Source organism: Streptomyces sichuanensis (genome assembly GCF_020328095.1).
GTDB classification, from domain to species: domain Bacteria; phylum Actinomycetota; class Actinomycetes; order Streptomycetales; family Streptomycetaceae; genus Streptomyces; species Streptomyces cinnamoneus.
In genome coordinates this window covers 1-23,846 of record NZ_JAIXMK010000146.1, presented here as the reverse complement: position 1 = coordinate 23,846, position 23,846 = coordinate 1, and the positions used below count along the sequence as shown (strand labels likewise).

The following is a 23,846-nucleotide window of genomic DNA, read 5'->3' as shown; positions in this document are numbered from 1 at the left end:
TCCACACCCACCGCAGTCATGCGCCTACGCAGCGGACCGCACCTGTCCGGCACGTGGCGCCGGACAGGTGCGTGTCGTGCGGCGGTGCGTCTCGTTGTCCGTATTCGGGGCGGCTCGTCCGTTCGCCCCGTGCCTAGCCGTCAAGATCAAGGAGCTGTGATGCGCCTGTTCCGCACCGTAGTGGCCACCCTGGGAGGACTCCTCCTCTCCGCATCGATGACCACCGGTTCGGCAGTGGCCTCGGACGGCCAGTTCGTCTGGGCCGGCCCCAAGGGGAAGCCCTACTCGGTCCAGAACCCACCGGACCACAAGTGCCTGGACATGGGACAGGAGGCGCGCGCACCCCAGAACTTCACGAAGAAGCCGCTCGTCGTCTACTCCGGCAAGAAGTGCAAGGGCACGGCGACGCAGCTCGAACCGGGCAGGAAGGCCGGCGGGAACCTGAGCTTCGGCAGCGTCATCTTCAACCCGTAGTGACGCACCGCTACGGCCGGAAGAGCACCTTCAGCACACCGTCCGCCTTCTTCTGGAACAGCTCGTAGGCGTTCGGCGCCTCGTCGAGCGGCAGGTGATGGGTCACGAACCTCTCGACACCGAGCGGATCGTCGTCGGTGAGCAGCGGGAGGATGTCGTCCGTCCAGCGGCGGACGTTGGCCTGCCCCATGCGGATCTGGAGCTGCTTGTCGAAGAGGGTGAGCATGGGCATGGGGTCGGTCATGCCGCCGTAGACGCCGCTGATGGAGAGGGTTCCACCGCGGCGTACGAGGGCGATGGCCAGGTGCAGGGCGCTCATGCGGTCCACGCCGGCGCGCTGCATGAGCTTCTCGGCCCAGCGCGGTGGCATGAGGCCGGCGGCCTGCTGGGCGAGGCGCCCGGCGGGGCTGCCGTGGGCCTCGGTGCCCACGGCGTCGATGACGGCGTCGGGCCCGCGGCCGTCTGTGACGTCGCGGACGGCCGTCAGCAGTTCCTTCTCGTGGTCGAAGGCGTCGAGGTCGAACACCTCGACGCCTTCGCCGCGGGCCCGTTCCAGACGGTCGGGCACGTGATCGATGCCGATCACGAGGTCCGCGCCGAGATGGCGGGCGATCCTGCAGGCCATGGTGCCGATGGGGCCGAGGCCCAGGACGGCCACGCTGCCGCCGGGCCGGACGTCGGCGTACCGGACGGCCTGCCAGGCGGTGGGCAGGACGTCGGACAGCAGGACGAACCGGTCGTCGCCCGGGCCCTCGGGGAGCTTGACCGGGCCGTAGTGGGCCTGGGGCACCCGCAGGTACTCGGCCTGGGCGCCGGGCACGGCGCCGTAGAGCTTGGTGTAGCCGAAGAGCCGGGCGCCCATGCCGTGCTCGCGGACCTGGGTCGTCTCGCACTGGGTCTGCAGTCCCTGGCCGCACATCACGCAGCTGCCGCAGGCGATCTGGAAGGGGACGACGACCCTGTCGCCGGGTGAGAGGCCGGGCACCTCGGAGCCGGTCTCCTCGACGATGCCGATGGGTTCGTGGCCGAGGATGTCGCCTGGCGTCATGAACGGGGTGAGCACCTCGTAGAGGTGCAGGTCCGAGCCGCACAGTCCGCTCGACGTGACCCTGATGACCGCGTCGGTGGGCTCTTGGATGACCGGGTCGGGGACGGTCTCGACCCGGATGTCGCGCTTGCCGTGCCAGACGGTGGCTCGCATCGCCGTTCGCCTCCGGTGGGGGTGGTGGGTGAGTGGCGCCGGTGCCCGGGCCCGCGGGCTCAGGCCGGGGTGCCGCGCACCTCGTCGAGCGCCTGCTGGGTGGCGGCCTGGGCGTCCTGGAGCCGGCGGTAGCCGAACCAGGCCAGGCACGTGGCGCTCACGGCGTACGCGCCGGTCAGGGTGGCGGCGGCGCAGCGTGGCGGCAGCGACCGTTCCAGGGTGCGCAGGGCGGCCTCGTGTGCCGACAGCAGGGCGAGGATTCCGCAGGCTCCGGCCGCCACCAGGGCCCCGGTGCCCAGACCCGCCCGGCGCAGTGACGTCGCGATGCCGGGCCTGGCGCGTTCGAGTTCGGCGCGGACGAGGAAGCCGACGTCCTGGTAGAGCCGTTCCGCGGCGCCCGCCAGCCCGCCGTCGGGGGAGGCGCGGAAGCGCCCCTCGGGTGGCTGATCGGTCATGGTTCCGGCCTTTCTCACGGCCTGTCCTTGTCCCGGGGTTCCCGGGCCCACCGGGTTCCCCGGCCTCCCTGCCCTCTCACATGGATTCCATCTTGAAGTAGCGCACGGCGTCGGGCGCGCTGAACGCGATGGCCGTGACGAGGGCCGCGGCGAGGGCGCCCACGGCGATCCGTACGACGGAGGCCGGGATGAAGATTCCGTTCCGCATGTGTGTCACCTCCTCGCGGGCTGCAGGGGGCCGGGGTCGGGCTCCAGGGGTGTGGCCGGGTCGTGCAGCAGCCGGGCCGTGAGCGTGTGCAGGCGGCGTACGGCCTCGTCGACGGCCGCGCGGACGGGTGCGCTGAGTCCGACGTCGACGTCGGGCTCGTCGCCCCGCATCCGTACGAGCGGTTCGCAGCCGAGGACAAGAATGCGGGGCAGTGCGGCCCGTTCGTCCTCGGTGAGGCTGCCGTCCTCGGTGAGGCTGCGGGCGAGGGCGAGGACCTTGACCGGGTCCATGCCGTGGGCCTCGGGGGCGGCGGGGCCGGTGGTGTCGGCGGGGTCGGGTTCGATGAGGCAGAGGGTGCCGGGGGCCGCGCCGCGGGGGGCGGCGTCGACGAGCACGGCGACGTCGTAGCCGTCGAGCAGCCGGTAGGCGAGGTCCATGCCGCGGATGCCGAAGTCCGCGACGTGGACGCCGTCGGGGAGGGGGTGGTCGTGCAGGGCGGCGACGACCTCGGGGCCGAAGGCGTCGTCGGCGAGGAAGACGTTGCCGATGCCCGCGACCAGGATCCGCGGGGGCCGGTCGCCGGGGGCGACGACGGGTTCCACCTCGCCGGGCGAGAAGAAGAAGCGGTGGCCCAGGCCGGTGGTGAAGTCGCGGCCCGCGTCGCCGGCGAGGGTGACGACGAGCTGGACGCGTCCTTCCAGGTCCTCCGCCACGTCGGTCACCTCCGCGATGCGACCGGTGAGCGCCGGGTCGAGGGCGTCGGCCTGGCGGCCGGGCCGCAGCCGGACGCGGCTGCCGCGGCCCACGTCGACGCCGCCGATCCGTACGGTGCTCATGTCGTCTCCTTCGTCGTCTCCTGCGCGGGCCGGAAGCCGCGGATGGTGCCGTGCAGGGCCATCAGGTCGTCGGGTGACAGGGCGGCGCAGCGGTCGAGGATCTCGCGGGCCCTGGGGTCGCCGGCCCGGGCCTCCTCCTGTTCGCGGGGGGTGAGGCTGAGGATGCCGAGGATGAGGAGCTGGTCGATCTCGCCGCCGTCGAAGAGGTCTCCGGGACTCTCGGGGGCGACGGCCGGGAAGTCGCAGAGCGTGACGGGTGAGGAGAGCACGGTACGGGCGCGGGGGCAGCCGTCGTCGCCGTCCCGGCCGGCGGCCGGCTCTCCGACGAGCACGGGCCACGTTCCTTCGTTGCGGCAGCCGTCGGCTGCGGTGCGCAGGGTGGCGGGTGGGTCGCCGAGGGAAACGAAGGTTGCCGTGGCGTCGCAGGTCAGGATGGTGTGGGTGGACAGGAGGGCGTAGGCGGCGAGGTCGTCGCGGGACGAGTGGGCGCCGGGGCGGGGCGGTGGGCCGGGGGTGGTGTTGGTGAGGGTGACGCCCAGGCGGACGGTGTCCGCGCCGAGGGGCCGGGCGTCGAGGTGCACGGTGCCGGTCAGGGCCTGGCTGGTGCGGGTCACGGTGCCGGCGAGCCGGCCCGCCGGGTCGTGGAGGGGTTCCTCGGTCGTGCCGCCCGGGGCGTGGAGGGTGAGGGTGCGGGGTCCGTCGGCGGGGGTCCAGGGCGGGAGGGCCCATTCGCGCTCGGTGGCCTCGTGCCAGGTGAGGTGGCGGGTACCGGCGACGGTCAGTTCGTCGACCGGTTCGCTGCCGCCGGGTGTGGTGCGGTGGAGCTGGCGGGCGAGGTGGTGGAGGAAGCGCACGCGCAGGGTGACGGTGGTGGTGGCGGGGCCCTGCAGGAGCACGTCGGTGCGCATGCGGTGCGGCTCGCCGAGCTGCGCGGCCTGCTCCTGCGGGTAGATGCCGCCGAAGGTCCAGCGTCTGGCGTTCTTCAGCGCCGATCTGCGGTAGGGCCACAGCAGGTAGCCCTCGTAGAGGCAGGTGCGGGCGATCTTCTCCACGGCGTGGGCGGCGGTGCCGTCGGGGGCGGTGGCCGGGGGCGCCGCCTCCACCGTGTTCATGGTGCTCCTGCCGGGTCGGGGGCGGTGGGCGTGCCGGCGGGGTGCCGGGCCGGGTGGTCGAGCAGGTCGTGGATGGTGGCGTCCCAGTCGGTGAGGGCGCGCCGGGTGCGGTGGGCGCTGAGCAGGTCGTGGGCCTCGGGCGAGAGGCGCAGCCAGCGGGTGCCGCCGAAGTAGCGGGCCGTCAGGGTGTGCCAGAGCCCGGCGGGCAGCGGGTGGGTGGTCTCCTCGGACCAGCGGATCCGCGAGGTGCGCAGCCGGCCGTCGGGGCCGGTGTGGAAGACGGTGCCGCTGAAGAGGAAGTCCAGTGGCACCTCGGTGTCGCCCACGGCCTCGAAGTAGGCGGTGACGGCGAGTTCGCACTCGCGGCTGCAGGGCACCGGCAGGTCGACGGTGGTGGTGGCGTCGAAGGGCGGTACGACGGTGGTGATCTGGGCCCAGGTCAGGGGGTGCAGGCCGGTGGCCCACTGGTCGGACTGGCCGAAGAGGCGGGCGAGGGCGATGCGGTCGGCGGGCCCGTAGCGGCGGCGTGCGGCCGCGATCCGCACGGTGGTGGTGAGGGTGACCGAGCGCACCGGGCCGCCGCCGGTGCGGGTGATGCGGAGGGGGAACGCGAGGGTGGGGACGGCGGCGTGGTCGAGGGGGCGCACGCCGGTGACGCGGAACGACAGGTCGGCGATGTCGTCCCGTGTGACCGGTGCGTCGGGGTGCCGGTGTGCGGCCGGGGGCGTGCTCACGCGGGTGAGAGGTTGGGCATGCCGGGCAGGACGGGGTTCCTCGCGCGCGGGCCGACGCCGGTGGAGCGGCGGGCGGTGGACCGGCCGTCCGGCCGGTGTCCGGGCTGCCGTTTGACGAGGCCCTTGTGGTTGCCCTGCCGGACGCCGGGGACGTGTGCGCTCGCGTCCGGGCGGACCTGGGGCCTGCCGAGTGGGATGTCGCTCATGGCGCCTCCTGGTGGTGGGCCCGGCCCGGTGCGGGGCGGGCGAGTGCGGTGAAGAACTCCCGGATGTGCCGGTGCACTTCCGCCCCGCCGCCGAGGCCCTTCCAGTGGGTGCGGACAAGGGCTGCGAGGCGGTAGCAGTCGTCCAGGGGCACGATCCAGTGCTCGTGGGCGGGGCGGGTCCGGTCGACGAGCAGGGCCTCGACGTCGTCGGCGAGGCCGGCCAGTGCCGGGTGGCCGTCGGCGACGTCCTGCCAGAGGGCGGGTTCCACGGTGGAACGGGTGACTCCCAGGGGGCTCGGGTATCCGACGGTCGTCCGGCCGGACGTGCTGTCGTGGACGAAGAAGGCGAGGCCGACCGGGACCTGGAGGGTGGCCCACGCTTCGTCGTCGATGGTGTGCCCGTCCAGCCGGAGCCGCCGTTCGGGCAGGAGGCGGTAGTGCCTGCCGCCCGCTGCGTGGCGGTCGAAGAGCAGCGAGCAGGCCCGGCAGGCGCACAGCACGCCGGGGCCGCCCGAGAGGTCCAGGAGGTGCCGGTGGCCGGGCGGAACGGGTTCCGCGCAGAGGTCGCAGCGCTCGCCGCTCTCGCGGGTGGAGGGTGGGGCGGTGCGGCGGGCGAGGTCGCGCAGGCGTGCGGCGACGACCGGTGGGCGTGCCGCGGTCCCGGTCGTCGCCACCGGCCCGACCGTCCCCGGCCTGACCGTCCCCGGCCTGACCGTCGCCACCGGCCCGTCCGTCACCGGCCCGTCCGTCGCGATCCTGACCGTCCCCGGCCCGACCGTCGCCGGCCCGACCGTCGCCATCACGTCCGCCGCGGTCCTGTGCGTCACCGGCCCGTCCGTCGCCGCCATCGCGTCACCTGCTTCCGGCCGTCGTGCCGGGGCGGAAGAGGGACTCCACCGGGATCAGCGCGGCCGGCGCGTCCCGTGTGCTCTCCACGCGCTCGATCTCGGGGGCGGCCCAGGCCACGGCGGCCTCGACGGCGGCCTGCAGCGCCTCGTGCGACCCCCCGCAGCCCGTGGGCCGCAGGCGGACCCGTACGACCGGTCCCTCGACCGCGAGGAGTTCGGCCTCGCCGCCCCGCACGTGCTGCAGGGCGCGCCGGACGCGGGTGGCGACCGGGTCCGGGTGGAGGTCGTGCACGAGCAGGACGTGGCCGAGGAGTTCGTCGGCGGCGAGCCGCGCGGCCGTGGTGGCGTCGGTGTGCCGCAGGACGCGGGCCAGGCACTCGCCGTACAGCTCGACGACGGCGTGCAGGGAGGCCGTGGCCTGTTCGCGCGGGCCGTCGGGCAGTTCGCCGGTCCGGGCGAGGAGTTCCTCGGTCCGGGTGACGTGTTCGCGGGCGTCGTGGTCGGTCCAGGTCATGGCGGTGGCCTACGGGGCGAGGGCGCCGAAGGTCGGCGAGTGGCTCATGCGGACGGTGCGTCCGCCGCCGAGGTACATGTGGACGCCGCAGGGCAGGCAGGGGTCGAAGCTGCGGACGGTGCGCATGATGTCGATGCCCTTGAAGTTCTCGGGGCCGTTCTCCTCGAAGAGCTGCATGCCCTGCACGGCGTCCTCGTAGGGGCCGGGGGTGCCGTACCGGTCGCGGGGGCTGGCGTTCCACGGGGTGGGCGGGTAGGGGTGGTAGTTGGCGATCTTGCGGTCGCGGATGACGACGTGGTGGGAGAGGACGCCGCGGACGGCCTCGTGGAAACCGACGCCGATGGCGTCCTTGGGGACGGTGAAGTCCTCGAAGACCTTGGTCCGTCCGGCGCGCACCTCTTCGAGGGCGCGGTCGACGAAGTGCAGGGCCATGCCGGCGGCGTAGGCGACGAAGTACATCCGGGCCCGGTCGCGTTCGATGGTGTTGGGGAAGGGCGGGGGCTTCCACTCCAGGCGGGTCTCGGGGGTGGAGGGGGTCTTCGGCAGGTCGATCTCGACGCTGTGGCCGGTGGAGCGGACGTAGGGGGTGCGGACCTTGCCGGCGAGGGCGGTGGTCCACAGGCGGGCCAGGGGGCCGCCGCCGGTGTCCAGGGCCAGATGGTCTCCGGTGCGCTGGTCGTACCAGCGGGGGCTCATGACCCAGCTGTAGTTGCCGCCGTCCAGGTTCCGCTTCTGGGGCTTGGGCAGGGTGGTCTGGTTCCATGGGTGGCGCTGGTCGACGGGGTTGCCGAGGGGGTCCTTCTCGACGTAGGTCTCCTCGCCGGCCCAGTCCTCGTAGTAGGAGCTGCCGAGCAGGACGCGCAGACCGAGGTTGATGTCGACGAGGTCGGTGGTGACCAGCTGGTTGTCGACGACGATGCCGGGGGTGACGAACATGGCGTTGCCCCACTCGGTCATGTGCCGGTAGTCGTAGTCGACGACGTCCGGGTCCTGGAAGCAGCCCCAGCAGCCGAGCAGGGTGCGCCGGCGGCCGACCTGCTCGTAGCCGGGCAGCGCCTGGTAGAAGAAGTCGAAGACGTCGTCGTTGAGGGCCACCGCCCGTTTGATGAAGTCCATGCAGCGCATGAGGCGCACGAGGTAGTCGGTGAAGAGCTGAGGGGTGGCGACCGTGCCGACGCCGCCGGGGTAGAGCGTCGAGGGGTGGACGTGGCGGCCCTCCATGAGGCAGCACATCTCGCGGGTCAGGCGGCTCATGCGGAGGGCTTCCTTGTAGACCTCGCCCTCGAAGGGGTTGAAGGCCCGCATGATGTCGGCGATCGTCTTGTGGCCGTGGACGCCGCCGCGCGGGGCGGGGGTGCGTTCGGCCAGGGCGAGGACCCCGGGGTTGGTCTCCTTGACCATGCGTTCGCAGAAGTCGACGAAGACCAGGTTGTCCTGGAAGATCGTGTGGTCGAACATGAACTCCGCGGCCTCGCCGAGGTTGATGATCCAGTCGGCGAGCGGGGGCGGCTTGACGCCGTAGGCCATGTTCTGGGCGTAGATCGAGCAGGTGGCGTGGTTGTCGCCGCAGATTCCGCAGATGCGGCTGGTGATGAAGTGGGCGTCACGGGGGTCCTTGCCCTTCATGAAGACGCTGTAGCCGCGGAAGATGGAGGAGGTGCTGCGGCATTCGACGACCTGCCGCCGCGGGAAGTCGATCTTCGTGTAGATGCCCAGATTGCCGATGATCCGGGTGATGGGGTCGAACGCGACCTCGGTGAGGTCGCGTCCTGCCGCGTCGCTGTCCTGGGCGGTCGCCACTGGCTGTTCCTCTCGCGCTCTCTCGCGTGGGTGTCGTGTCCGCGGCCGGGTCAGCCGCGGCCGTTCCAGCGCGGCGCGTAGCCGGTGGTCAGGGCGTCGCCCTTGTGCCGCCACTTCGGCTCCCGGTTGGCGCTGTGGTTGGTGATCGTGCGCAGGGCGCGGACGAACGGGCCGTAGACGCCCATCAGGCCGGTGGACAGGGTGGCGCCGGGGGGTTCGTCCATGAACGGCATGAACTTGTCGGGGAAGCCGGGCATGGTGCAGCCGATACAGATGCCGCCGACGTTGGGGCAGCCGCCGACGCCGTCCATCCAGCCGCGCTTGGTGACGTTGCAGTTGACCACCGGCCCCCAGCAGCCGACCTTCACCTGGCACTTGGGCGAGTTGTAGTCCTTGGCGAAGTCGCCCTGCTCGTAGTAGGCGGCGCGGTCGCAGCCCTCGTGGACGGTCTTGCCGAAGAGCCAGGTGGGGCGCAGCTGTTCGTCGAGGGGGATGACGGGGGCCAGGCCCGCGGCCTGGTGGAGGACCCAGGTGAGGGTCTCCATGAAGTTGTCGGGCTGGACGGGGCAGCCGGGGACGTTGACGACGGGCAGGCCGCCGGCGGAGCGGAAGTCGGCGCCCAGGTAGTCGACGAGGCCCATGCAGCCGGTGGGGTTGCCGGCCATCGCGTGGATGCCCCCGTAGGCGGCGCAGGTGCCGATGGCGACGACCGCCCAGGCGCGGGGGGCGAGGCGGTCGAGCCAGGTGGTGAGGGGGATCGGCTCCCCGGTCTCCGGGTCGTTGCCCATGGAGGTCCAGTAGCCCTCGCCGCTGAGGCGCTCGTTGGGGACGGAACCCTCGACGACGAGGATGAAGGGGGCGAGTTCGCCGCGGGCCGCCCGGTGGAAGGCGGCCATGAAGGCGTCGCCGGTCTCGTAGGCGAGCACCTTGTTGTGGAGGTGGACCTTGGGCAGGCCGGGGATGGCGCCGAGCAGGACGTCCTCCAGGCTCGGCAGCGAGGCGGCGGTCACCGAGACGGTGTCGCCGTCGCAGCTCATGCCCTCGGAGGTCCACAGGATGTGGACCTCGTCGAACGGCGGCGCCTGCGCGTCGTTGTCCATGGCGGCTTCCCTCCGGCCCGTGGCGGAACGTCCCTCCGGTCCCGGGGGACGACCGGGAGCTCCGGGTACAGCCTGGCCTTAAATCTGACATACCCGTCCATTTGCGGCAATATGGGCGTGCCGCTGGGGGAGCCGGGACAGTTCCTCGCAGCGCGCCACCGTGCTCCCGGAGGACCGCCGGTGCACGAACGCCGACCGCAGGGCGTGGTACGGGGCGTCGGGCGTGAAGAAGGCCGCGTGCATGTGCTGCAGCTCCCGGGCGCGGTAGGCCGCCAGGGGCTTGGCCGACTCGTCCCGTTCCCGGGCCGCCTTCTTCGCACCGATCCGCACCCGCAGGTCACCCGTGTCGGCGAGCTCGACGGCCGCCCGGGTGACCGCCGGGGCGAACTCCTGCGGCGCGACGGCCAGGACCCGGTCGGCCAGGCCCAGCTCCCGGGCGCGGGCGGCGCCCACCGGGGCGGCCTCCTCCATCAGCGTCGCGGCGGCCTCGGCGCCCACGCGCCGGGGCAGGGTGTACGTCCAGTACTCGGAGCCGTACAGCCCCATCAGCCGGTAGTGCGGGTTGAGGACGGCCCCCGCCCGGCACCACACCTCGTCGGCGGCGAGCGCCAGCATCGCGCCGCCCGCGGCCGCGCCGCCCGCCACGGCGGCCACGACCAGCCGGTCGGTGGTGGTCAGGACGGCCTCGACCAGGTCGTTCATGGCGTTGATGGTGTTCCAGGACTCCTCGGCGGGGTCGGCCGCCGCCTCGATGACGTGGAGGTGGATGCCGTTGGAGAAGACGTCGCGCTCGCTGCCCAGCACGATGACGGAGGTCGGCCGCGACCGGGCGTAGCGCCAGGCCGCGAGCAGCCGGCGGCACTGGACCGCGCTCATCGCCCCGCCGGGGAAGCGGAAGCGCACGAACCCCACCTCTCCCTCCTCGGCGTAGCGGATGTCGCTCCAGGTGCGCCGGTGCGGGGGCAGCTCCAGCGGGGCGGGCAGGTGCGGCACGTCCGGCAGCAGGTCGCCCAGCGCCAGGGTGGCGGGCAGCCTGACGGTGGGCGGGCCGTCCACGGTCCGCCGACGGCGGAGCTCCGGGATCCACACCGCGCCGTCCGCCGTGGCCCGGCAGATCGCGCCCGCCCTGGTCGCCAGCACCCGCCCCGGGACGCCGCGCAGGCGGTCCTCCGCGTGCCCGCCGTGCAGGAACCACTCCGTGCCCAGCAGTTCGTCGCGCACCCCGGGCTGTGAGTCGGCGGCCCTCAGCGTCCGCAGCACGGACTCGGTCCCCTGGTTCTCCCAGTCGATGCGGCGCTCGCCCTGCGAGAGGTACGGGCGGGCCCGCACCGGCAGCCCGGACTGCGGGCGCGGCGCCCAGCCGCCGCAGCCGAAGCGTTCCACCGCGGACAGCACCGCCTTCATGGCCGCGTCCGCGACCTCGCCGCGGTACAGGTCGCTCTTGCCGATGCCGGGCGGGACGGCGAAGCCCTCGGTCGCCCAGACCGGCCCGGCGTCCATCTGTTCCTCCGCCTGAAGGACCGTCACCCCCCAGTGGTCCTCGCCCTCCTGCAGCGCCCGGTCCAGCGAGGAGGGGCCCCGGTCGCCGGGCGGGCCGGGGTGGACGATCAGGCAGGTGTGGCGCGACCAGACGTCCCGCGGGACCGCGGTCTTGAGCATGGGCGCGACGATCAGTTCCGGCTCGTGCCGGGCCACCGCGTCGCGGAGCACCTCGTCGCCGTCCGCGAGGGCCAGCGAGACGGTGTGCCCGCGCTCGCGCAGTTCGGCGTGGGCGCGCTGGGTGAGGCTGTTGAACGCACTGGCGATGAGCAGGATGCGCACGGTGACCTCCGCATGGGACTACGGGGCGCGGCCCGCCCCGGGCCGGCCTGACTGATCGTCACCCGCGGGGGCCGCACCGTCGTGCGACGCCGCCGAAGTCCCCGCGCGATTGGGCTGCGCGGGCGAATACCGGGCCGCCCCCTCCCCCGCCGGCCGTGGCGTACGGGCGGGAGGGGCCACCGCGGGGCACTGTGGAGCCCGTACCGCACCGTCACCGCAGTGGCGGATGCACCCCGGCGCGCGCGAGGGAGCGGGAAGGCGATGCACGAGCTGTCCCTTGCCACCGCGATCGTCGAACGGGCCGCGGAGACCGCCCGCCGGCACGGCGCCGCGTCCGTCACGGCGGTGCGGCTGCGCGTCGGCGAGATGGCGGGCGTGGTCCCCGACGCCCTGCTGTTCTCGTTCGAGGTGGCCCGGGAGGGAACCGTGCTGGAGTCCGCCCGGCTCGTCGTCGAGGAGGTGCCCGCCCGCGCCCGCTGCGCCGGGTGCGCGGCGGACTTCGCGGTCGGCACCCCGCCGTTCCTGTGGTGCCCGCGCTGCGACCGCCCGGCGCAGTCCCTGCTCAGCGGCCGGGAACTGGAGATCACCGGAATCGAACTGCAGGAGGCCGGGGCGTGATGTGCAAGGTCGTCGACGTGCGGCAGTCCGTCCTGGCGAAGAACGACCACCTCGCCGACGCCCTGCGCACGGAACTCACCGCCCGCGGCACGACGGTGGTCAGCCTGCTGTCGAGCCCGGGCAGCGGCAAGACCGCCCTGCTGGAGCAGGTCCTGGCGCGCACGGGCGTGCGGGGCGTGCCGGTGGCGGCCCTGACCGCCGACCTCGCCACGGAGAACGACGCACGGCGCCTGGCCCGCTCGGGCGCGCCCGTGAAGCAGGTGCTCACCGGGGGCCTGTGCCACCTGGAGGCGGCCCAGCTCCGTGCGCACCTGGAGGGCTGGCTGCCCGGCGACACCCGGCTGCTGTTCGTGGAGAACGTCGGGAACCTCGTCTGCCCCGCCTCCTACGACCTCGGCGAGACGCTGCGTGTGACGCTGATGTCCGTGACCGAGGGCGAGGACAAGCCCCTGAAGTACCCGCTGGCCTTCGGGCTGGCGCATCTGGTGGTCCTCACCAAGACCGACATCGCCGGTGCGGTGGACTTCGACGAGGCGGCCTTCGCCGCGCATCTCGCCCGCGTCAATCCGGAGGTGCCCGTCCTGCGGACGTCGGTGCGCTCGGGCGAGGGCGTCGAGGCGCTCGTGGACCGCTTCCTGGCCGTCGCCGACGGCGCGGCCCCGCACCGGCCGCGCCTGGCGTCCGCGCCCCGGGGCGGCGCGCACGCCCCCGGCGACACCGGCGACCACGGCCACGACCACGACCACGACCACGACCACGACCATCATGACCAGGCCGTCGGCCACGCCCCCCTGACGTCGCATCAGCCATGAGCGTCTCCTCCTCGGCCGCGTCCGGCGTCGTCCGCCACCGGCTGACCATCCGCGGCACCGTCCAGGGCGTCGGGTTCCGCCCGTTCGTCCACGGCCTGGCCCACGAGCTCGGCCTGTCCGGGCACGTGGGCAACAGCGCCGCCGGCGTCGTGGCCGAGGTCGAGGGCGACCCGGGCCGCGTCCAGGTCTTCCTCGACCGTCTGACGACCCACGCTCCCCCGCTGGCCGCCCTCACCTCGGTCACCCACCGCCCCGTCCCGCCCCTGGGCACCGACGGCTTCACCATCCGGCCCTCGCAGGCGGGCCGGGGCCGCACCCACGTCCCGCCCGACACCGCGGTCTGCGCCCCGTGCCTGAGGGAGTTCGGTGACCCCCGCGACCGCCGTCACCGTCATCCCTTCATCACCTGCACCCACTGCGGCCCGCGCTTCACCATCGTCACCGGCCTGCCCTACGACCGCGCGACCACCACCATGGCGGGCTTCCCGCTGTGCGAACGGTGCGCCGGAGAGTACGCCGACCCCCGCGACCGGCGCTTCCACGCGCAGCCCGTGGCCTGCCCCGACTGCGGGCCCCGGCTGCGCCTGACCGGCGCCGGACCGCAGGCGGAGGGTGACGCCGCCGCCGTACGGGCGCGCGAGATGCTCGCGCAGGGCGCGGTGCTCGCCGTCAAGGGACTCGGCGGCTACCACCTGGCGTGCGACGCGGCCGACGCCACCGCCGTGGCCCGGCTGCGCGCCGCGAAGCAGCGGCCCGGCAAGCCGTTCGCCGTCATGGCCGCCGACCTCGCCACCGTGCGCGCTCTCGCCCCGCTGAGCGAGGCCGCGGCCCGGCAGCTCACCGGGCCCCGGGCACCCGCCGTGCTGCTGCGCCGCACCCGGCCCCCCGCCGTCGGGCTCGCGGACGCGGTCTGCCCGGACAGCCCCGACATCGCCGTCCTGCTCCCCTACACCCCCGTGCACCGGCTGCTGTTCGCCCTGCCCGGCGAACGACCGGGGCCGCGGCTGCTGGTCATGACCAGCGCCAACCGTTCCGGCGCCCCCATCGTGACCGACGACGCCGAGGCGCGGACAGCCCTGGAGGACCTGGCCGACGCCCGGCTGTGGCACGACCGGCCGATCCACACGCCCTGCGACGACTCGGTGGTCCGGGTCCGCGCCGACGGCAGCGTCGTGCCCGTGCGCCGGTCGCGCGGCTACGTGCCCGACCCGCTGCCGCTGCCCTTCGACGTGCCGCCCGCCCTCGCGGCCGGCGGCGACCTGAAGAACGTCTTCTGTCTGGCACGGGGCCGCCAGGCGTGGCTCTCCCAGCACATCGGCGACCTCGGCGACACCGCCACCGAGGCCGCCCTGACCCGGGCCGTGCGCCACCTCGGCCGGCTCACCGGCGTCCGGCCGCGGCTGCTGGCCGCCGACCGGCACCCCGGTTACCGGTCCACGGCCTGGGCCCGCGAACGGGCCGGGACCGGTCCCCTGCACCTGGTGCAGCACCACCACGCCCACATCGCCTCCGCCATGGCCGACGCGGGCCTCGACGGGACGGCCCCCGTCCTCGGCATCGCCTTCGACGGCACGGGGTACGGGGACGACGGTGCCGTCTGGGGCGGGGAGGTGCTGCTCGCCGACTACGACGGCTACCGCCGCCTGGCGCACCTGGCCTATGTGCCGCTGCCCGGCGGCGACGCGGCCGTGCACAACCCCTGCCGGATGGCGCTGTCGCACCTGCGGGCGGCCGGCCTGGCCTGGGACACGGACCTGCCCTGCGTGAGCGCCTGCACCGAGCCGGAGCGACGGCTCCTGGCCGGGCAGCTGGAGCGGCGGGTGGCGTGCGTACCCACCTCCAGCATGGGCCGGCTCTTCGACGCCGTCTCCTCCCTCCTCGGCGTCTGCCACCGAGCGGGGCACGAGGCGCAGGCGGCCGTCGCGCTGGAGGACCGTGCCGTGCCCGCGATGGCCGGCTGCGGGCGGCCCTACGCCTTCGCCGTGCGGCCCGGCGGGGACGGCCGGCCCGCCGTCGTCGACCCGGCGCCGGTGCTGCGCGCGGCCGTTGCGGACCTGCGGGCCGGGACCGCGACGGCGGTCGTCGCCGCGCGCTTCCACCACGCGGTCGCCGGGGCCGTCCTCGCCGTGTGCCGGGCGGCCCGGCGGGACACCGGCGTGCGCACGGTGGCGCTCTCGGGCGGGGTGTTCGCCAACGCCCTGCTGGAGGACGCCTGCACCGCGGCGCTGCGCGGCGGCGGCTTCACGGTCGTGCGCCACCGCCGGGTGCCCTGCGGCGACGGAGGGCTGGCGCTCGGTCAGCTGCTGGTCGCCGCCCGGGCGCAGGCGCGCGGCCCGGCCCCGGGCGGGCGGGCGGAACGGACGGGACGGGACGGACGGAAGGGAGCGGCCCATGTGCCTGGCAGTGCCCGGCAAGGTGGTCGGCATCGAGGAACGTGACGGCACCCGCATGGCCAGCGTCGACTTCGGCGGCGCCGTCAGGGACGTGTGCCTGGCCTATCTGCCCGACATCGAGGTCGGCGACTACGCGATCGTGCACGTGGGATTCGCCCTGCAGCGGCTGGACGAGGCGGCGGCGCTGGCGACGCTCGGCCTCTTCGCGCGCATCGGCGCGCTGGAGGAGGAGTTCGGGGACGCGTGGGGCCGGGCCGCCGCCGAGGCGGGGCCGGACCGGGAGGAGGAGGTGCGGTGAAGTACTTGTCGGAGTTCCAGGACCCGCAGCTGGCGCGGCGGTTGCTGGACGACATCCACGCGACGGTGACCCGGCCGTGGGCGATGATGGAGGTCTGCGGCGGGCAGACCCATTCGATCATCCGGCACGGCATCGACCAGTTGCTGCCGGAGCAGGTCGAGCTGATCCACGGTCCCGGCTGCCCCGTGTGCGTCACCCCGCTGGAGATGATCGACAAGGCCCTGGCGATCGCCGCCCTGCCGGAGGTGACCTTCTGCTCGTTCGGCGACATGCTGCGGGTGCCCGGCAGCGACCGGGACCTGTTCCGCGTCAAGAGCGCGGGCGGGGACGTCCGCGTGGTCTACTCGCCGCTGGACGCCCTGGAGATCGCGCGCCGGGAGCCGGACCGGCAGGTCGTCTTCTTCGGCATCGGCTTCGAGACGACGGCGCCGGCCAACGCGATGGCGGTCCACCAGGCGCGGCGGCTGGGGGTGGCCAACTTCAGCCTGCTGGTCTCGCACGTGCGCGTGCCGCCCGCCATCGAGGCGGTCATGTGCTCGCCGCGCTGCCGCGTGCAGGCGTTCCTGGCCGCCGGGCACGTCTGCAGCGTCATGGGGGTCGAGGAGTACCCCGCGCTGGCCGCACGCTTCGGGGTGCCGATCGTCGTCACCGGCTTCGAGCCGCTGGACATCCTCGAAGGCATCCGCCGCACCGTCCACCAGCTCGAACGGGGCGAGCACCGCGTGGAGAACGCCTATCCCCGCGCCGTGCGCGACGGGGGCAACCCGGTGGCGCTGCGGATGCTCGGCGAGGTCTTCGAGGTCACCGACCGCGCCTGGCGCGGCATCGGCACCATCCCCGGCAGCGGCTGGCGGCTGACCGGCGCCTACCGGGAGTACGACGCGGAGCACCGCTTCCGCGTCGGCGACGTGACGGCCGAGGAGCCGGCCGAGTGCCGCAGCGGGGAGGTGCTGCAGGGGCTGATCAAGCCCCGGGAGTGCGCCGCCTTCGGCACGACCTGCACCCCGCGCACACCTCTGGGCGCGACGATGGTCTCCAGCGAGGGGGCCTGCGCCGCCTATTACCTCTACCGCCGCCTCGATCCCGCGGCGACCGCCCCGAAGGAGGCGCATCCCGTTGGCTGAGACCGCACTCGACCCGGCGGCCTGGACCTGCCCCGCCCCCCTGGGCGACGAGCCCGTGGTCGTCCTCGGGCACGGCGGGGGCGGGCGGCTCTCCGCCGAGCTGATCGGCCGGCTGTTCGTCCCCGCCTACGGCAACGACGTCCTGGCCGGGCTCGCCGACTCCGCGGCGCTGACGCTCGGCGGCGCCCGCCTGGCCTTCACCACCGACTCCCACGTGGTGCGGCCGCTGTTCTTCCCCGGCGGCAGCATCGGCGACCTGGCCGTCAACGGCACCGTCAACGACCTGGCCATGAGCGGGGCGCAACCGGCCCACCTGTCGTGCGCGTTCATCCTGGAGGAGGGCACCCCCCTGCCGGTGGTGGCGGACGTCGCCCGGGCGGTGGGGGCGGCGGCCGAGGCGGCCGGGGTCAGCGTCGTCACCGGTGACACCAAGGTCGTCGACGCCGGGCACGGCGACGGCGTCTACCTCACCACCTCCGGCGTCGGGCTGATCCCCGACGGCGTGGACATCCGCCCGCAGCGGGCGGCACCCGGCGACGTGGTCATCGTCAGCGGCCCCGTCGGCCTGCACGGCATCGCCGTGCTCAGCGTGCGGGAGGGGCTGGAGTTCGGGGTGGAGGTCATCAGCGACACGGCACCGCTCGGCGGCCTGGTCGCCGCGATGCTCGCGGCCACCCCGGACGTGCACGCCCTGCGCGATCCGACGCGGGGCGGGGTGGCCGCCGCCCTCAACGAGATCGCCGCCGCCTCCGGCACGGGCGTCGTCCTCGCCGAGGAGCGCGTTCCGGTGCCGGAGGCCGTGGCCGCCGCGTGCGGGTTCCTGGGGCTGGATCCGCTGTACGTGGCCAACGAGGGCCGGCTGCTGGCCTTCGTGCCCCGTCCGCACGCCGAAGCGGTGCTGGCCGCCATGCGGCAGCATCCGTACGGCTCCGGGGCGGCCGTCATCGGCGAGTGCGTCGCCGACCATCCGGGCGTGGTCGTGGCCCGCACCCGCCTGGGCGGCACCCGGGTCGTCGACCTGCCCCTCGGGGAGCAACTGCCGCGGATCTGCTGAGGGGCCGGCCCGGCCCCTTCTCAGCGCGTCACGTCTCCTCGTCCATCCGGATGGCGCCGCGCAGGTCCTCGTAGGCGGTGCCGCGCTCGCCGCCCCGGCTGACCTCGTGCTCCTCCAGCAACGCGCGGGCGATGGCGTCGAGCTTGCGCTGCACCGCGTGCTCGGCACGCAGCTCGGAGTTCTTCAGCAGCGCCAGCAACAGCAGCGTCACCGACGTCATCGTCCCGGCGGCCAGCAGCTCCAGCTCCAGCGGCATGCCGGCGACGTGCATGGCCACGAAGTTGGCGATCAGCACGAGGCAGATGCAGAAGAACGCACGGGAGCTGGTGAAGTGGGATGCCTTCTCCGCCGTGTGCTCGAAGAGCGCGGGGTGACGACCGCGGCTGCGCCGTGCGGGGTGGCGGACCGTCACCCGGACCTCCGGAGCGCGTCCTCCATGCGGCCGAACGGGCTGTCGTCGAGGCCGGCGAGCAGGGCGGCGGGGTCGCGGTAGACGGCGACCGCGCCCGCTTCCTGTAGCTCGGTGCGGCCGATGCCGCCGGAGAGCAGGGCGACGCAGTCCACACCGGCCCTGCGGGCGGCCCGGACGTCCCAGACCGTGTCCCCGACGAACAGTGCCCGCGCCGGCGGGACGCCGGCCTGTTCCAGTGCCTGCTGCACGGGGTCGGGGGCCGGTTTGCTCGACTCCACGTCGTCGGCGCTGGTGGCGTCGTGGATGGCGTCGTCCGCGTCGATCGCCCGGCGCAGGGCGGCCAGTTCCGCGCCCTGCGCGGAGGTGGCCAGCACGACCGTCCAGCCGCGGCGGGCGAGGGTGCGCAGCAGGTCGGCGGCGCCGTCGAGCACCGGCAGCCGGTCGAACCAGGTCGCGTAGACGGCCGTGTGGGCGGCGCTGAGCGCATCGTCCTGGTCGCGGTCGCGGTCCTCGCCGAGCAGCCGCTCGACGAGGCGGTCCGATCCCATGCCGACCGTGTGGTGGATGTCGGTCATGGGGACGCGGTGGCCGGCCTGGTGGAACGCCTCCCACCAGGTGACGGCGTGCAGGTAGTTGGTGTCGACCAGGGTGCCGTCCACGTCGAAGACGGCGGCGAGCGGGGCGTCGTGGCCGTTCGACTGCGGGGCCATCGCGGGCCGCTCAGAGCTCGTGGAGGGCCGGGAGGAGTTCCTTCTCCGCCCATTTCAGATAGGGGGCCTGCTGGTCGCCGCCGATCTGGACCAGGGCGACCTCGGTGAAGCCCGCGTCGGTGTAGGCCCGTACGGCCTCGACGAAGTCCTCGACCCTGGCGCCGCAGGGGATGGCGTCGGCGACGTCGTCCTTGGAGACGGAGCGGGTCGCGGAGGCGAACGAGCCGTCGTGGGGCAGTTCGGAGTTGACGGGCCAGCCCAGGCCGGCCCAGCGGAACTGGTCGTGGGCGCGCTCCAGCGCCGCGTCGCGGTCGGGGTCGTAGGAGACGGGCAGCTGGCCGACGCGGGGCTTGCCGGCTCCGCCGTGCCGGTCGAAGCTCTCCAGGAGCCGGCGCTCGGGCTCGGTCGCGATGACCAGGTCGGCGAGGTGGCCGGCGAGGCGGCAGGAGCGTTCGCCGGAGACGGCGATGCCGATGGGCGGTGCCGGGTCGGGCAGGTCCCACAGCCTGGCGTGCTCGACGTCGTAGTGGGGGCCGTGATGGGTGAGGGTGCGGCCCTCGAAGAGGGCACGGATGATGCCCACGGCCTCCTCCAGCTTCTCCAGCCGGACGTCGGCGGAGGGCCAGCCGCCCCCGACGACGTGCTCGTTGAGGTTCTCGCCGGAGCCGAGCCCGAGCCGGAACCGCCCCTCGGAGAGCAGCTGGACGGTGGCCGCCTGCTGGGCCACCACAGCCGGGTGGTAGCGGGTGGTCGGGCACGTCACGTACGTCATGAGCGGAATGCGGGTGGTGGCCTGCGCGGCCGCGCCCAGGACGGCCCACGCGTTGGGCGCGTGGCCCTGGGACGCCAGCCAGGGGAAGTAGTGGTCGGAGGTGACGGAGAAGTCGAACCCGGCCCGCTCCGCCTGCACGATGTGGTCGACCAGCGCCCGGGGGCCGGCTTGCTCGGTCATCATTGTGTAGCCGATTTGCACCATAAAATCCGGGTTCCCCGCTGACCCGTGGGGAAACTCGTTCCCCTCGGGGACCCCCCGCATGCGCGTCCGGCCGTCACTCCGGGGAGGGGAGCGACGGCCGGACGGTGTGCCGGGGCCGGTTCGGCGGCCCCGTGGGCACCGGGTGTTACGGGGTGACCTTCAGCAGCTTGTTCGGGGTGCCCGCACCGGGGTTGGAGACCTTGTCCGCGGTGGCGCCCTGGGTCAGCGCGCCCGCGACCTGCTCCGGGGTGGCGTCCTTGTGACCGCCGAGGTAGAGCGCCGCGGCGCCCGTGACGTGCGGGGTGGCCATGGACGTACCGGAGATGGTCTTGGTGGCGGAGTCACCGTCGTTCCAGTCGGAGGTGATGTCCGAACCGGGGGCGTAGAGGTCGACGACGCTGCCGAAGTTCGAGAAGTCCGACTGCTTGTCGTCCTTCGTCGAGGAGGCGACGGTGATGGCCTCCTTGACGCGGGACGGGGAGCCCTTGCCCGCGTCGGTGGACTCGTTGCCGGCCGCGACGGCGAAGGTGACGCCCGAGGCGATGGCCTTCTGCACCGCCGCGTCCAGGGCCTCGTCGGCCCCGCCGCCGAGGCTCATGTTGGCGACGGAGGGTCCCTTGTGGTTCTTGGTCACCCAGTCGATGCCGGCGACGACCTGCTCGGTGGTGCCGGAGCCCTGTGCGTCCAGGACGCGGACGGCCACGATTCTGGCCTTCTTCGCGACGCCGTGCGCCGCGCCGGCGATGGTGCCCGCCACGTGCGTGCCGTGGCCGTTGCCGTCCTCGGCCTTGTCGTTGTTGTCGACGGCGTTGAAGCCGTAGGCGGCGCGGCCGCCGAAGTCCTTGTGGCTGATGCGCACGCCGGTGTCGATGACGTAGGCCGTGACGCCCTCGCCCGCGCCGTCCGGGTAGGCGTACTTCCCGTCACCCTTGGTCTCGGCCTGGTCGATCCGGTCCAGTCCCCAGGAGGGTGGGGCCTCCTGGGTCGCGTTGATGCTGAAGCGGTGGTTCTGCACGACCTTGGCGACGGCCGGGTCGGCGGCGAGCCGCTTCGCCTCGTTCCGGTCGAGGCCGCTGGCGGAGAAGCCGTGGACCGCGGAGGTGTACGTGCGGTTGAGCTTCCCGCCGTACCGCTCGGCGAGGTCCTGGCCCGCGGCGCTGACGCCGCTCCTGGCGCTCTTGGCGTCGTCCTTGAGCAGGACGATGTAGCTGCCGTCGACGGCGTCCTTGGCGTCGACGCCGTAGACGGTGCCTTCCGCGGGGGCGGCACCGGCCGGGAGCGTTAACAGCGTTGCTCCGGCGGTGACGGCGGTCGCGGCCGATATCGCCAGAATGAGCTTCCGCCGGCCGGGGCGCTTGTGACTTGCCATAACGAGGGAATCCTCCTCGTGCTGTTGTGGGGGGGGGACAGCGCGTCGGCACGGCGCAGCCGCAACGACGCACCCGGAGAAGGAAGATCCGCTTCCGGGTGTTCGAAACCCTGTCAGGATTGACGCGCCCAGATCAACCCTCACCCTCAGGTGTGACATACGCAACGCCCTTGCGAATTTCCAAACCCCGCTGAACGGCGGCAAATTGGACGGACGGACGGCAACCGCTGTCACGTTTTACACAGGCGTCACACTCAACTTCTTCACACAGGTGCCGCACTCAAGTTCCGTGCGCAGCACGCCGGTTGGCCCTCAGGATCGAATACGCCCGCCATGCGTCCGCTCAGCGGTCGGCCCTCGGCGAGAAGGCGGCGCGGTAGTCGCGGGGGCTGGTGGCGAGACGGGCGGCAAAGTGCTGACGCATCGTCACTTCGCTGCCGAAGCCCGTGCGGCGCGCGATCTCCGGCATGGGCAGATCGGTGCGCTCCAGGTACTTCTGCGCGGCCGCGAGGCGCTGTTCGAGGAGCCAGCGGGCGGGGGTGGTACCGGTCGTCGCCGTGAAGTGGCGGGCGAACGAGCGCGGCGACATCCCGGCACGGGCCGCCAGCGCACCGACCGGAAGCGGTTCGTGCAGATGGCGCAGGGCGTATTCGCGTACGGAGGCGAGGGCGTCGGCGCCCCGGTCCTCGGGGGCGGTGGGCCGTTCGATGAACTGGGCCTGGGTGCCGGCCCGGAAGGGCGCGGTCACCATCGAGCGGGCGACGGCGGCGGCCGCCTCCGCACCGTGGTGCGTACGGACGAGGTGGAGACAGAGGTCGATGCCGGCGGCGGTGCCGGCCGAGGTCCACACGGGGCCGGGGGCGTCCTCCCCGTCCGTCGCCTCGACGAAGAGGGCGTCGGGCACCACGGTGGTGGCCGGATGCTCCTGCTGCAGGAGGTCGGCGAGGCTCCAGTGGGTGATGGCGCGGCGCCCGTCGAGCAGCCCGGCCTGGGCGAGCACGAACGCCCCCGCGCAGAGCGCGGCGACGGGAACACCCCGCGCGTGGGCCCGCCGCAGGGCGCCGAGCACCTCGGGCGGGGTCGGGGCCCGGGGGTCGACGACGCCGGGGACGACGACGAGGTCGGCGCGGTCGAGCCAGGCCAGCGTGCGGTCGGGCGTCAGGCTGAGCCCGCCCGGCATGGCGACCGCGGTGCGGTCGGCGGCGCAGCGGCGCAGTTCGAAGGCGGGCACACCGCGGTCGGTGCGGTCCGTGCCCCACACCTCGGTGATGACGCTGACGTCGAAGGACCGGATGGTGGGGAAGGCGAGGAGCGCCACGCGATAGGCCGACATGGCCGCGAGTATGGCAGAAGCGTGGCAGAAACCCATCGAACGGCGGCAGTGCTGCCACTGTGCGGGTCCGGGTCGCGGCGGCAGGATCGTGGTCATGAACGAGCGAGAGCTTCACAGCAAGGCAGCACTGGTCGTCATCGACGTACAGAAGGGTTTCGACGAGGAGGAGTTCTGGGGGCCGCGGGACAACCCGGACGCGGAGGAGAACATCGCGGCGCTGATCGACGCGTGGCAGGCGACCGGCCGCCCGGTGGTGTTCGTCCGGCACGACTCCCCGAAGCCGGGGTCGCCCCTGCGCCCGGGCCAGGCGGGCAACGACTTCAAGGACGTCGTGGAGGCGAGGCGGGGCAAGGGCGAGGGGCCGGAGATCCTCGTCACCAAGACGGTGAACTCGGCCTTCTACGGCACCCCCGACCTGCAGGAGTGGTTCGAGGCCGAGGGCATCCGCCAGTTCGTCGTGACCGGCATCCAGACCAACATGTGCGCGGAGACGACGGCCCGCATGGGCGGCAACCTGGGCTACGAGGTGCTGTTCGCCCTGGACGCCACCCACACGTTCGACCTGACCGGCCCGTACGGCTGGCGCCTGACCGCCGGGGAACTGGCCCGGGCGACCGCCGTGACGCTCCAGGGCGGCGGCTTCGCCGAGGTGGTCACCACGGCGGAGCTGGTGGCGGCCGCGAAGGGCTGAGGGGCCGTCAGCCGAAGAGGCTCTTGGCGTCGGTCAGGGCGGCGGTGTCGGACCGCAGCACATCGCCGGGACGGTTGCCGTGGCCTATCAGGCTGCCGCCCCAGCGCATGCCCAGGTAGTCGGCGGTCGACCGCAGCATGCCCACCAGGGGATCGGCCAGTGCGGAGTCGTCGTGGCTGGTCGTAGTGATCGCCCACAGGGTCTTGCCCTGCATCCGCTGCTTGAACCGCACCTCCGGTGTGTGCAGCCACGCGCCCCAGTGGTCCATGTAGAGCTTGGTGGCGGCGGTCACGCTGTACCAGTAGAGCGGCGAGACGACCACCAGGTCGGTGGCCTCCAGCGTGGCGTCCAGCAGCAGCCGCTCGTTGCCGGTCGGTTCGGTGCGGCTGCCGCTTTCCGTGTGACGGCGGTCCTCGAAGGCGGGGAGCGGCAGCTCGCTCAGTCTCAGCCACTGCTGAACCGTGTGCGAGGGCAGCTGCGCCGCGGCTTCCCGGGCCAGTGCCTCGGTGTTCCCGTCCACCCGGGCGCTGCCGAGCAGGAAGAGGAACGAGCGTGCCGGGTCGGCGTGTTCGGTGCGCTGGGCCTGGTCGTGGTCACGCCGGTCGTCGGCATCCGTCATGGGGGGCTCCCTTCGAGACAGTCCGGCATGATCACCGGCGACCGGCTACAACAGCGGTCGGCCCGCGTCCATTCCGTGCACCCGGCGCCGAATGCGGAAGGGCGGCGGCATCCCGTGCGGGATGCCGC

26 protein-coding genes are annotated in these 23,846 nt (G+C 73.6%); 8 read left to right on the top strand and 18 right to left on the bottom strand.

Going from position 1 to position 23,846, the window contains the following annotated elements; all coding sequences use genetic code 11:
• Positions 1 to 159 precede the first annotated feature (159 nt).
• On the top strand, positions 160 to 474 hold the full coding sequence (locus tag LE181_RS28550) for a hypothetical protein (protein WP_225664396.1): 315 nt from the start codon (positions 160 to 162) through the stop codon (positions 472 to 474).
• Between the two features lie 10 nt (positions 475 to 484).
• Here the strand turns inward: LE181_RS28550 and LE181_RS28545 are convergent, their stop codons facing one another.
• The 12 genes from LE181_RS28545 to LE181_RS28495 all read right to left on the bottom strand — a co-directional run bounded on the left by LE181_RS28545 (position 485) and on the right by LE181_RS28495 (position 11,309).
• Positions 485 to 1,675: a zinc-dependent alcohol dehydrogenase gene (locus LE181_RS28545; protein WP_225664395.1), complete on the bottom strand. Its 1,191-nt coding sequence runs from the start codon at positions 1,673 to 1,675 to the stop codon at positions 485 to 487.
• 59 nt (positions 1,676 to 1,734) lie between these two features.
• The gene (locus LE181_RS28540; RefSeq protein ID WP_225664394.1) at positions 1,735 to 2,130 is read right to left on the bottom strand and encodes a phage holin family protein; all 396 of its coding nucleotides are present in this window, start codon (positions 2,128 to 2,130) and stop codon (positions 1,735 to 1,737) included.
• Between the two features lie 76 nt (positions 2,131 to 2,206).
• Positions 2,207 to 2,338: a DUF6893 family small protein gene (locus LE181_RS32350; protein ID WP_263869521.1), complete on the bottom strand. Its 132-nt coding sequence runs from the start codon at positions 2,336 to 2,338 to the stop codon at positions 2,207 to 2,209.
• 5 nt (positions 2,339 to 2,343) lie between these two features.
• A complete protein-coding gene (locus tag LE181_RS28535) occupies positions 2,344 to 3,174 on the bottom strand; it encodes a hydrogenase maturation protease (protein ID WP_308103543.1) in 831 nt (276 codons plus the stop codon).
• A complete protein-coding gene (locus LE181_RS28530) occupies positions 3,171 to 4,286 on the bottom strand; it encodes a hypothetical protein (RefSeq protein ID WP_225664393.1) in 1,116 nt (371 codons plus the stop codon). Before LE181_RS28530 ends, LE181_RS28535 begins: the two co-directional genes overlap by 4 nt.
• Complete coding sequence (locus tag LE181_RS28525) at positions 4,283 to 5,020, bottom strand: DUF6084 family protein (protein WP_225664392.1); 738 nt, start codon at positions 5,018 to 5,020, stop codon at positions 4,283 to 4,285. Before LE181_RS28525 ends, LE181_RS28530 begins: the two co-directional genes overlap by 4 nt.
• A complete protein-coding gene (locus LE181_RS28520; protein ID WP_225664391.1) occupies positions 5,017 to 5,226 on the bottom strand; it encodes a hypothetical protein in 210 nt (69 codons plus the stop codon). Before LE181_RS28520 ends, LE181_RS28525 begins: the two co-directional genes overlap by 4 nt.
• Positions 5,223 to 6,053, bottom strand: a complete 831-nt coding sequence (locus LE181_RS28515) for a DUF5947 family protein (protein ID WP_225664390.1) — start codon at positions 6,051 to 6,053, stop codon at positions 5,223 to 5,225. The genes LE181_RS28520 and LE181_RS28515 overlap by 4 nt, the downstream gene beginning before the upstream one ends.
• A 25-nt stretch (positions 6,054 to 6,078) precedes the next feature.
• Positions 6,079 to 6,588 carry a NifU-related iron-sulfur-binding protein gene (locus LE181_RS28510; RefSeq protein ID WP_225664389.1) on the bottom strand — a complete coding sequence of 170 codons (510 nt, stop codon included), beginning with the start codon at positions 6,586 to 6,588 and terminating at the stop codon, positions 6,079 to 6,081.
• A gap of 9 nt (positions 6,589 to 6,597) precedes the next feature.
• Positions 6,598 to 8,388: a nickel-dependent hydrogenase large subunit gene (locus LE181_RS28505; RefSeq protein WP_225664388.1), complete on the bottom strand. Its 1,791-nt coding sequence runs from the start codon at positions 8,386 to 8,388 to the stop codon at positions 6,598 to 6,600.
• Positions 8,389 to 8,438: 50 nt separating this feature from the next.
• Complete coding sequence (locus tag LE181_RS28500; protein WP_225664387.1) at positions 8,439 to 9,488, bottom strand: NADH-quinone oxidoreductase subunit B family protein; 1,050 nt, start codon at positions 9,486 to 9,488, stop codon at positions 8,439 to 8,441.
• A 78-nt stretch (positions 9,489 to 9,566) separates the two neighbouring features.
• Positions 9,567 to 11,309, bottom strand: coding sequence for an enoyl-CoA hydratase-related protein (locus LE181_RS28495; RefSeq protein WP_225664386.1), 1,743 nt, complete (start codon positions 11,307 to 11,309; stop codon positions 9,567 to 9,569).
• Positions 11,310 to 11,570: 261 nt separating this feature from the next.
• On the opposite strand from LE181_RS28495, the gene hypA reads away from it, so the two are divergent.
• The 6 genes from hypA to hypE are packed head-to-tail and all read left to right on the top strand — an operon-like array spanning position 11,571 to position 17,608.
• The gene (hypA, locus tag LE181_RS28490) at positions 11,571 to 11,927 is read left to right on the top strand and encodes a hydrogenase maturation nickel metallochaperone HypA (RefSeq protein WP_225664385.1); all 357 of its coding nucleotides are present in this window, start codon (positions 11,571 to 11,573) and stop codon (positions 11,925 to 11,927) included.
• Entirely contained in the window at positions 11,927 to 12,739 is an 813-nt protein-coding gene (gene hypB / locus LE181_RS28485; RefSeq protein ID WP_225664398.1) for a hydrogenase nickel incorporation protein HypB, read from the top strand. The genes hypA and hypB overlap by 1 nt, the downstream gene beginning before the upstream one ends.
• Complete coding sequence (gene hypF, locus LE181_RS28480) at positions 12,736 to 15,177, top strand: carbamoyltransferase HypF (protein ID WP_225664384.1); 2,442 nt, start codon at positions 12,736 to 12,738, stop codon at positions 15,175 to 15,177. The genes hypB and hypF overlap by 4 nt, the downstream gene beginning before the upstream one ends.
• The gene (locus LE181_RS28475) at positions 15,131 to 15,430 is read left to right on the top strand and encodes a HypC/HybG/HupF family hydrogenase formation chaperone (RefSeq protein WP_225664383.1); all 300 of its coding nucleotides are present in this window, start codon (positions 15,131 to 15,133) and stop codon (positions 15,428 to 15,430) included. The genes hypF and LE181_RS28475 overlap by 47 nt, the downstream gene beginning before the upstream one ends.
• Positions 15,427 to 16,554, top strand: coding sequence for a hydrogenase formation protein HypD (gene hypD / locus LE181_RS28470; RefSeq protein ID WP_225664382.1), 1,128 nt, complete (start codon positions 15,427 to 15,429; stop codon positions 16,552 to 16,554). Before LE181_RS28475 ends, hypD begins: the two co-directional genes overlap by 4 nt.
• Positions 16,547 to 17,608: a hydrogenase expression/formation protein HypE gene (gene hypE, locus LE181_RS28465; RefSeq protein WP_372458527.1), complete on the top strand. Its 1,062-nt coding sequence runs from the start codon at positions 16,547 to 16,549 to the stop codon at positions 17,606 to 17,608. Before hypD ends, hypE begins: the two co-directional genes overlap by 8 nt.
• 28 nt (positions 17,609 to 17,636) lie before the next feature.
• On the opposite strand, the gene LE181_RS28460 is transcribed toward hypE, so the two are convergent.
• The 5 genes from LE181_RS28460 to LE181_RS28440 all read right to left on the bottom strand — a co-directional run bounded on the left by LE181_RS28460 (position 17,637) and on the right by LE181_RS28440 (position 22,408).
• A complete protein-coding gene (locus LE181_RS28460; RefSeq protein ID WP_225664381.1) occupies positions 17,637 to 18,020 on the bottom strand; it encodes a hypothetical protein in 384 nt (127 codons plus the stop codon).
• Complete coding sequence (locus tag LE181_RS28455) at positions 18,017 to 18,730, bottom strand: HAD family hydrolase (protein ID WP_225664380.1); 714 nt, start codon at positions 18,728 to 18,730, stop codon at positions 18,017 to 18,019. Before LE181_RS28455 ends, LE181_RS28460 begins: the two co-directional genes overlap by 4 nt.
• 10 nt (positions 18,731 to 18,740) lie before the next feature.
• Positions 18,741 to 19,706, bottom strand: coding sequence for a TIGR03557 family F420-dependent LLM class oxidoreductase (locus LE181_RS28450; protein ID WP_225664379.1), 966 nt, complete (start codon positions 19,704 to 19,706; stop codon positions 18,741 to 18,743).
• A 145-nt stretch (positions 19,707 to 19,851) separates the two neighbouring features.
• Entirely contained in the window at positions 19,852 to 21,075 is a 1,224-nt protein-coding gene (locus LE181_RS28445) for a S8 family peptidase (RefSeq protein ID WP_225664378.1), read from the bottom strand.
• A 343-nt stretch (positions 21,076 to 21,418) separates the two neighbouring features.
• The gene (locus LE181_RS28440) at positions 21,419 to 22,408 is read right to left on the bottom strand and encodes a GlxA family transcriptional regulator (RefSeq protein WP_225664377.1); all 990 of its coding nucleotides are present in this window, start codon (positions 22,406 to 22,408) and stop codon (positions 21,419 to 21,421) included.
• A gap of 94 nt (positions 22,409 to 22,502) precedes the next feature.
• On the opposite strand from LE181_RS28440, the gene LE181_RS28435 reads away from it, so the two are divergent.
• The gene (locus LE181_RS28435; RefSeq protein ID WP_225664376.1) at positions 22,503 to 23,099 is read left to right on the top strand and encodes a cysteine hydrolase family protein; all 597 of its coding nucleotides are present in this window, start codon (positions 22,503 to 22,505) and stop codon (positions 23,097 to 23,099) included.
• A 7-nt stretch (positions 23,100 to 23,106) separates the two neighbouring features.
• Here LE181_RS28435 and LE181_RS28430 read toward each other — a convergent pair whose 3' ends face one another.
• Complete coding sequence (locus LE181_RS28430) at positions 23,107 to 23,718, bottom strand: flavodoxin family protein (protein WP_225664375.1); 612 nt, start codon at positions 23,716 to 23,718, stop codon at positions 23,107 to 23,109.
• Positions 23,719 to 23,846: the final 128 nt, after the last annotated feature.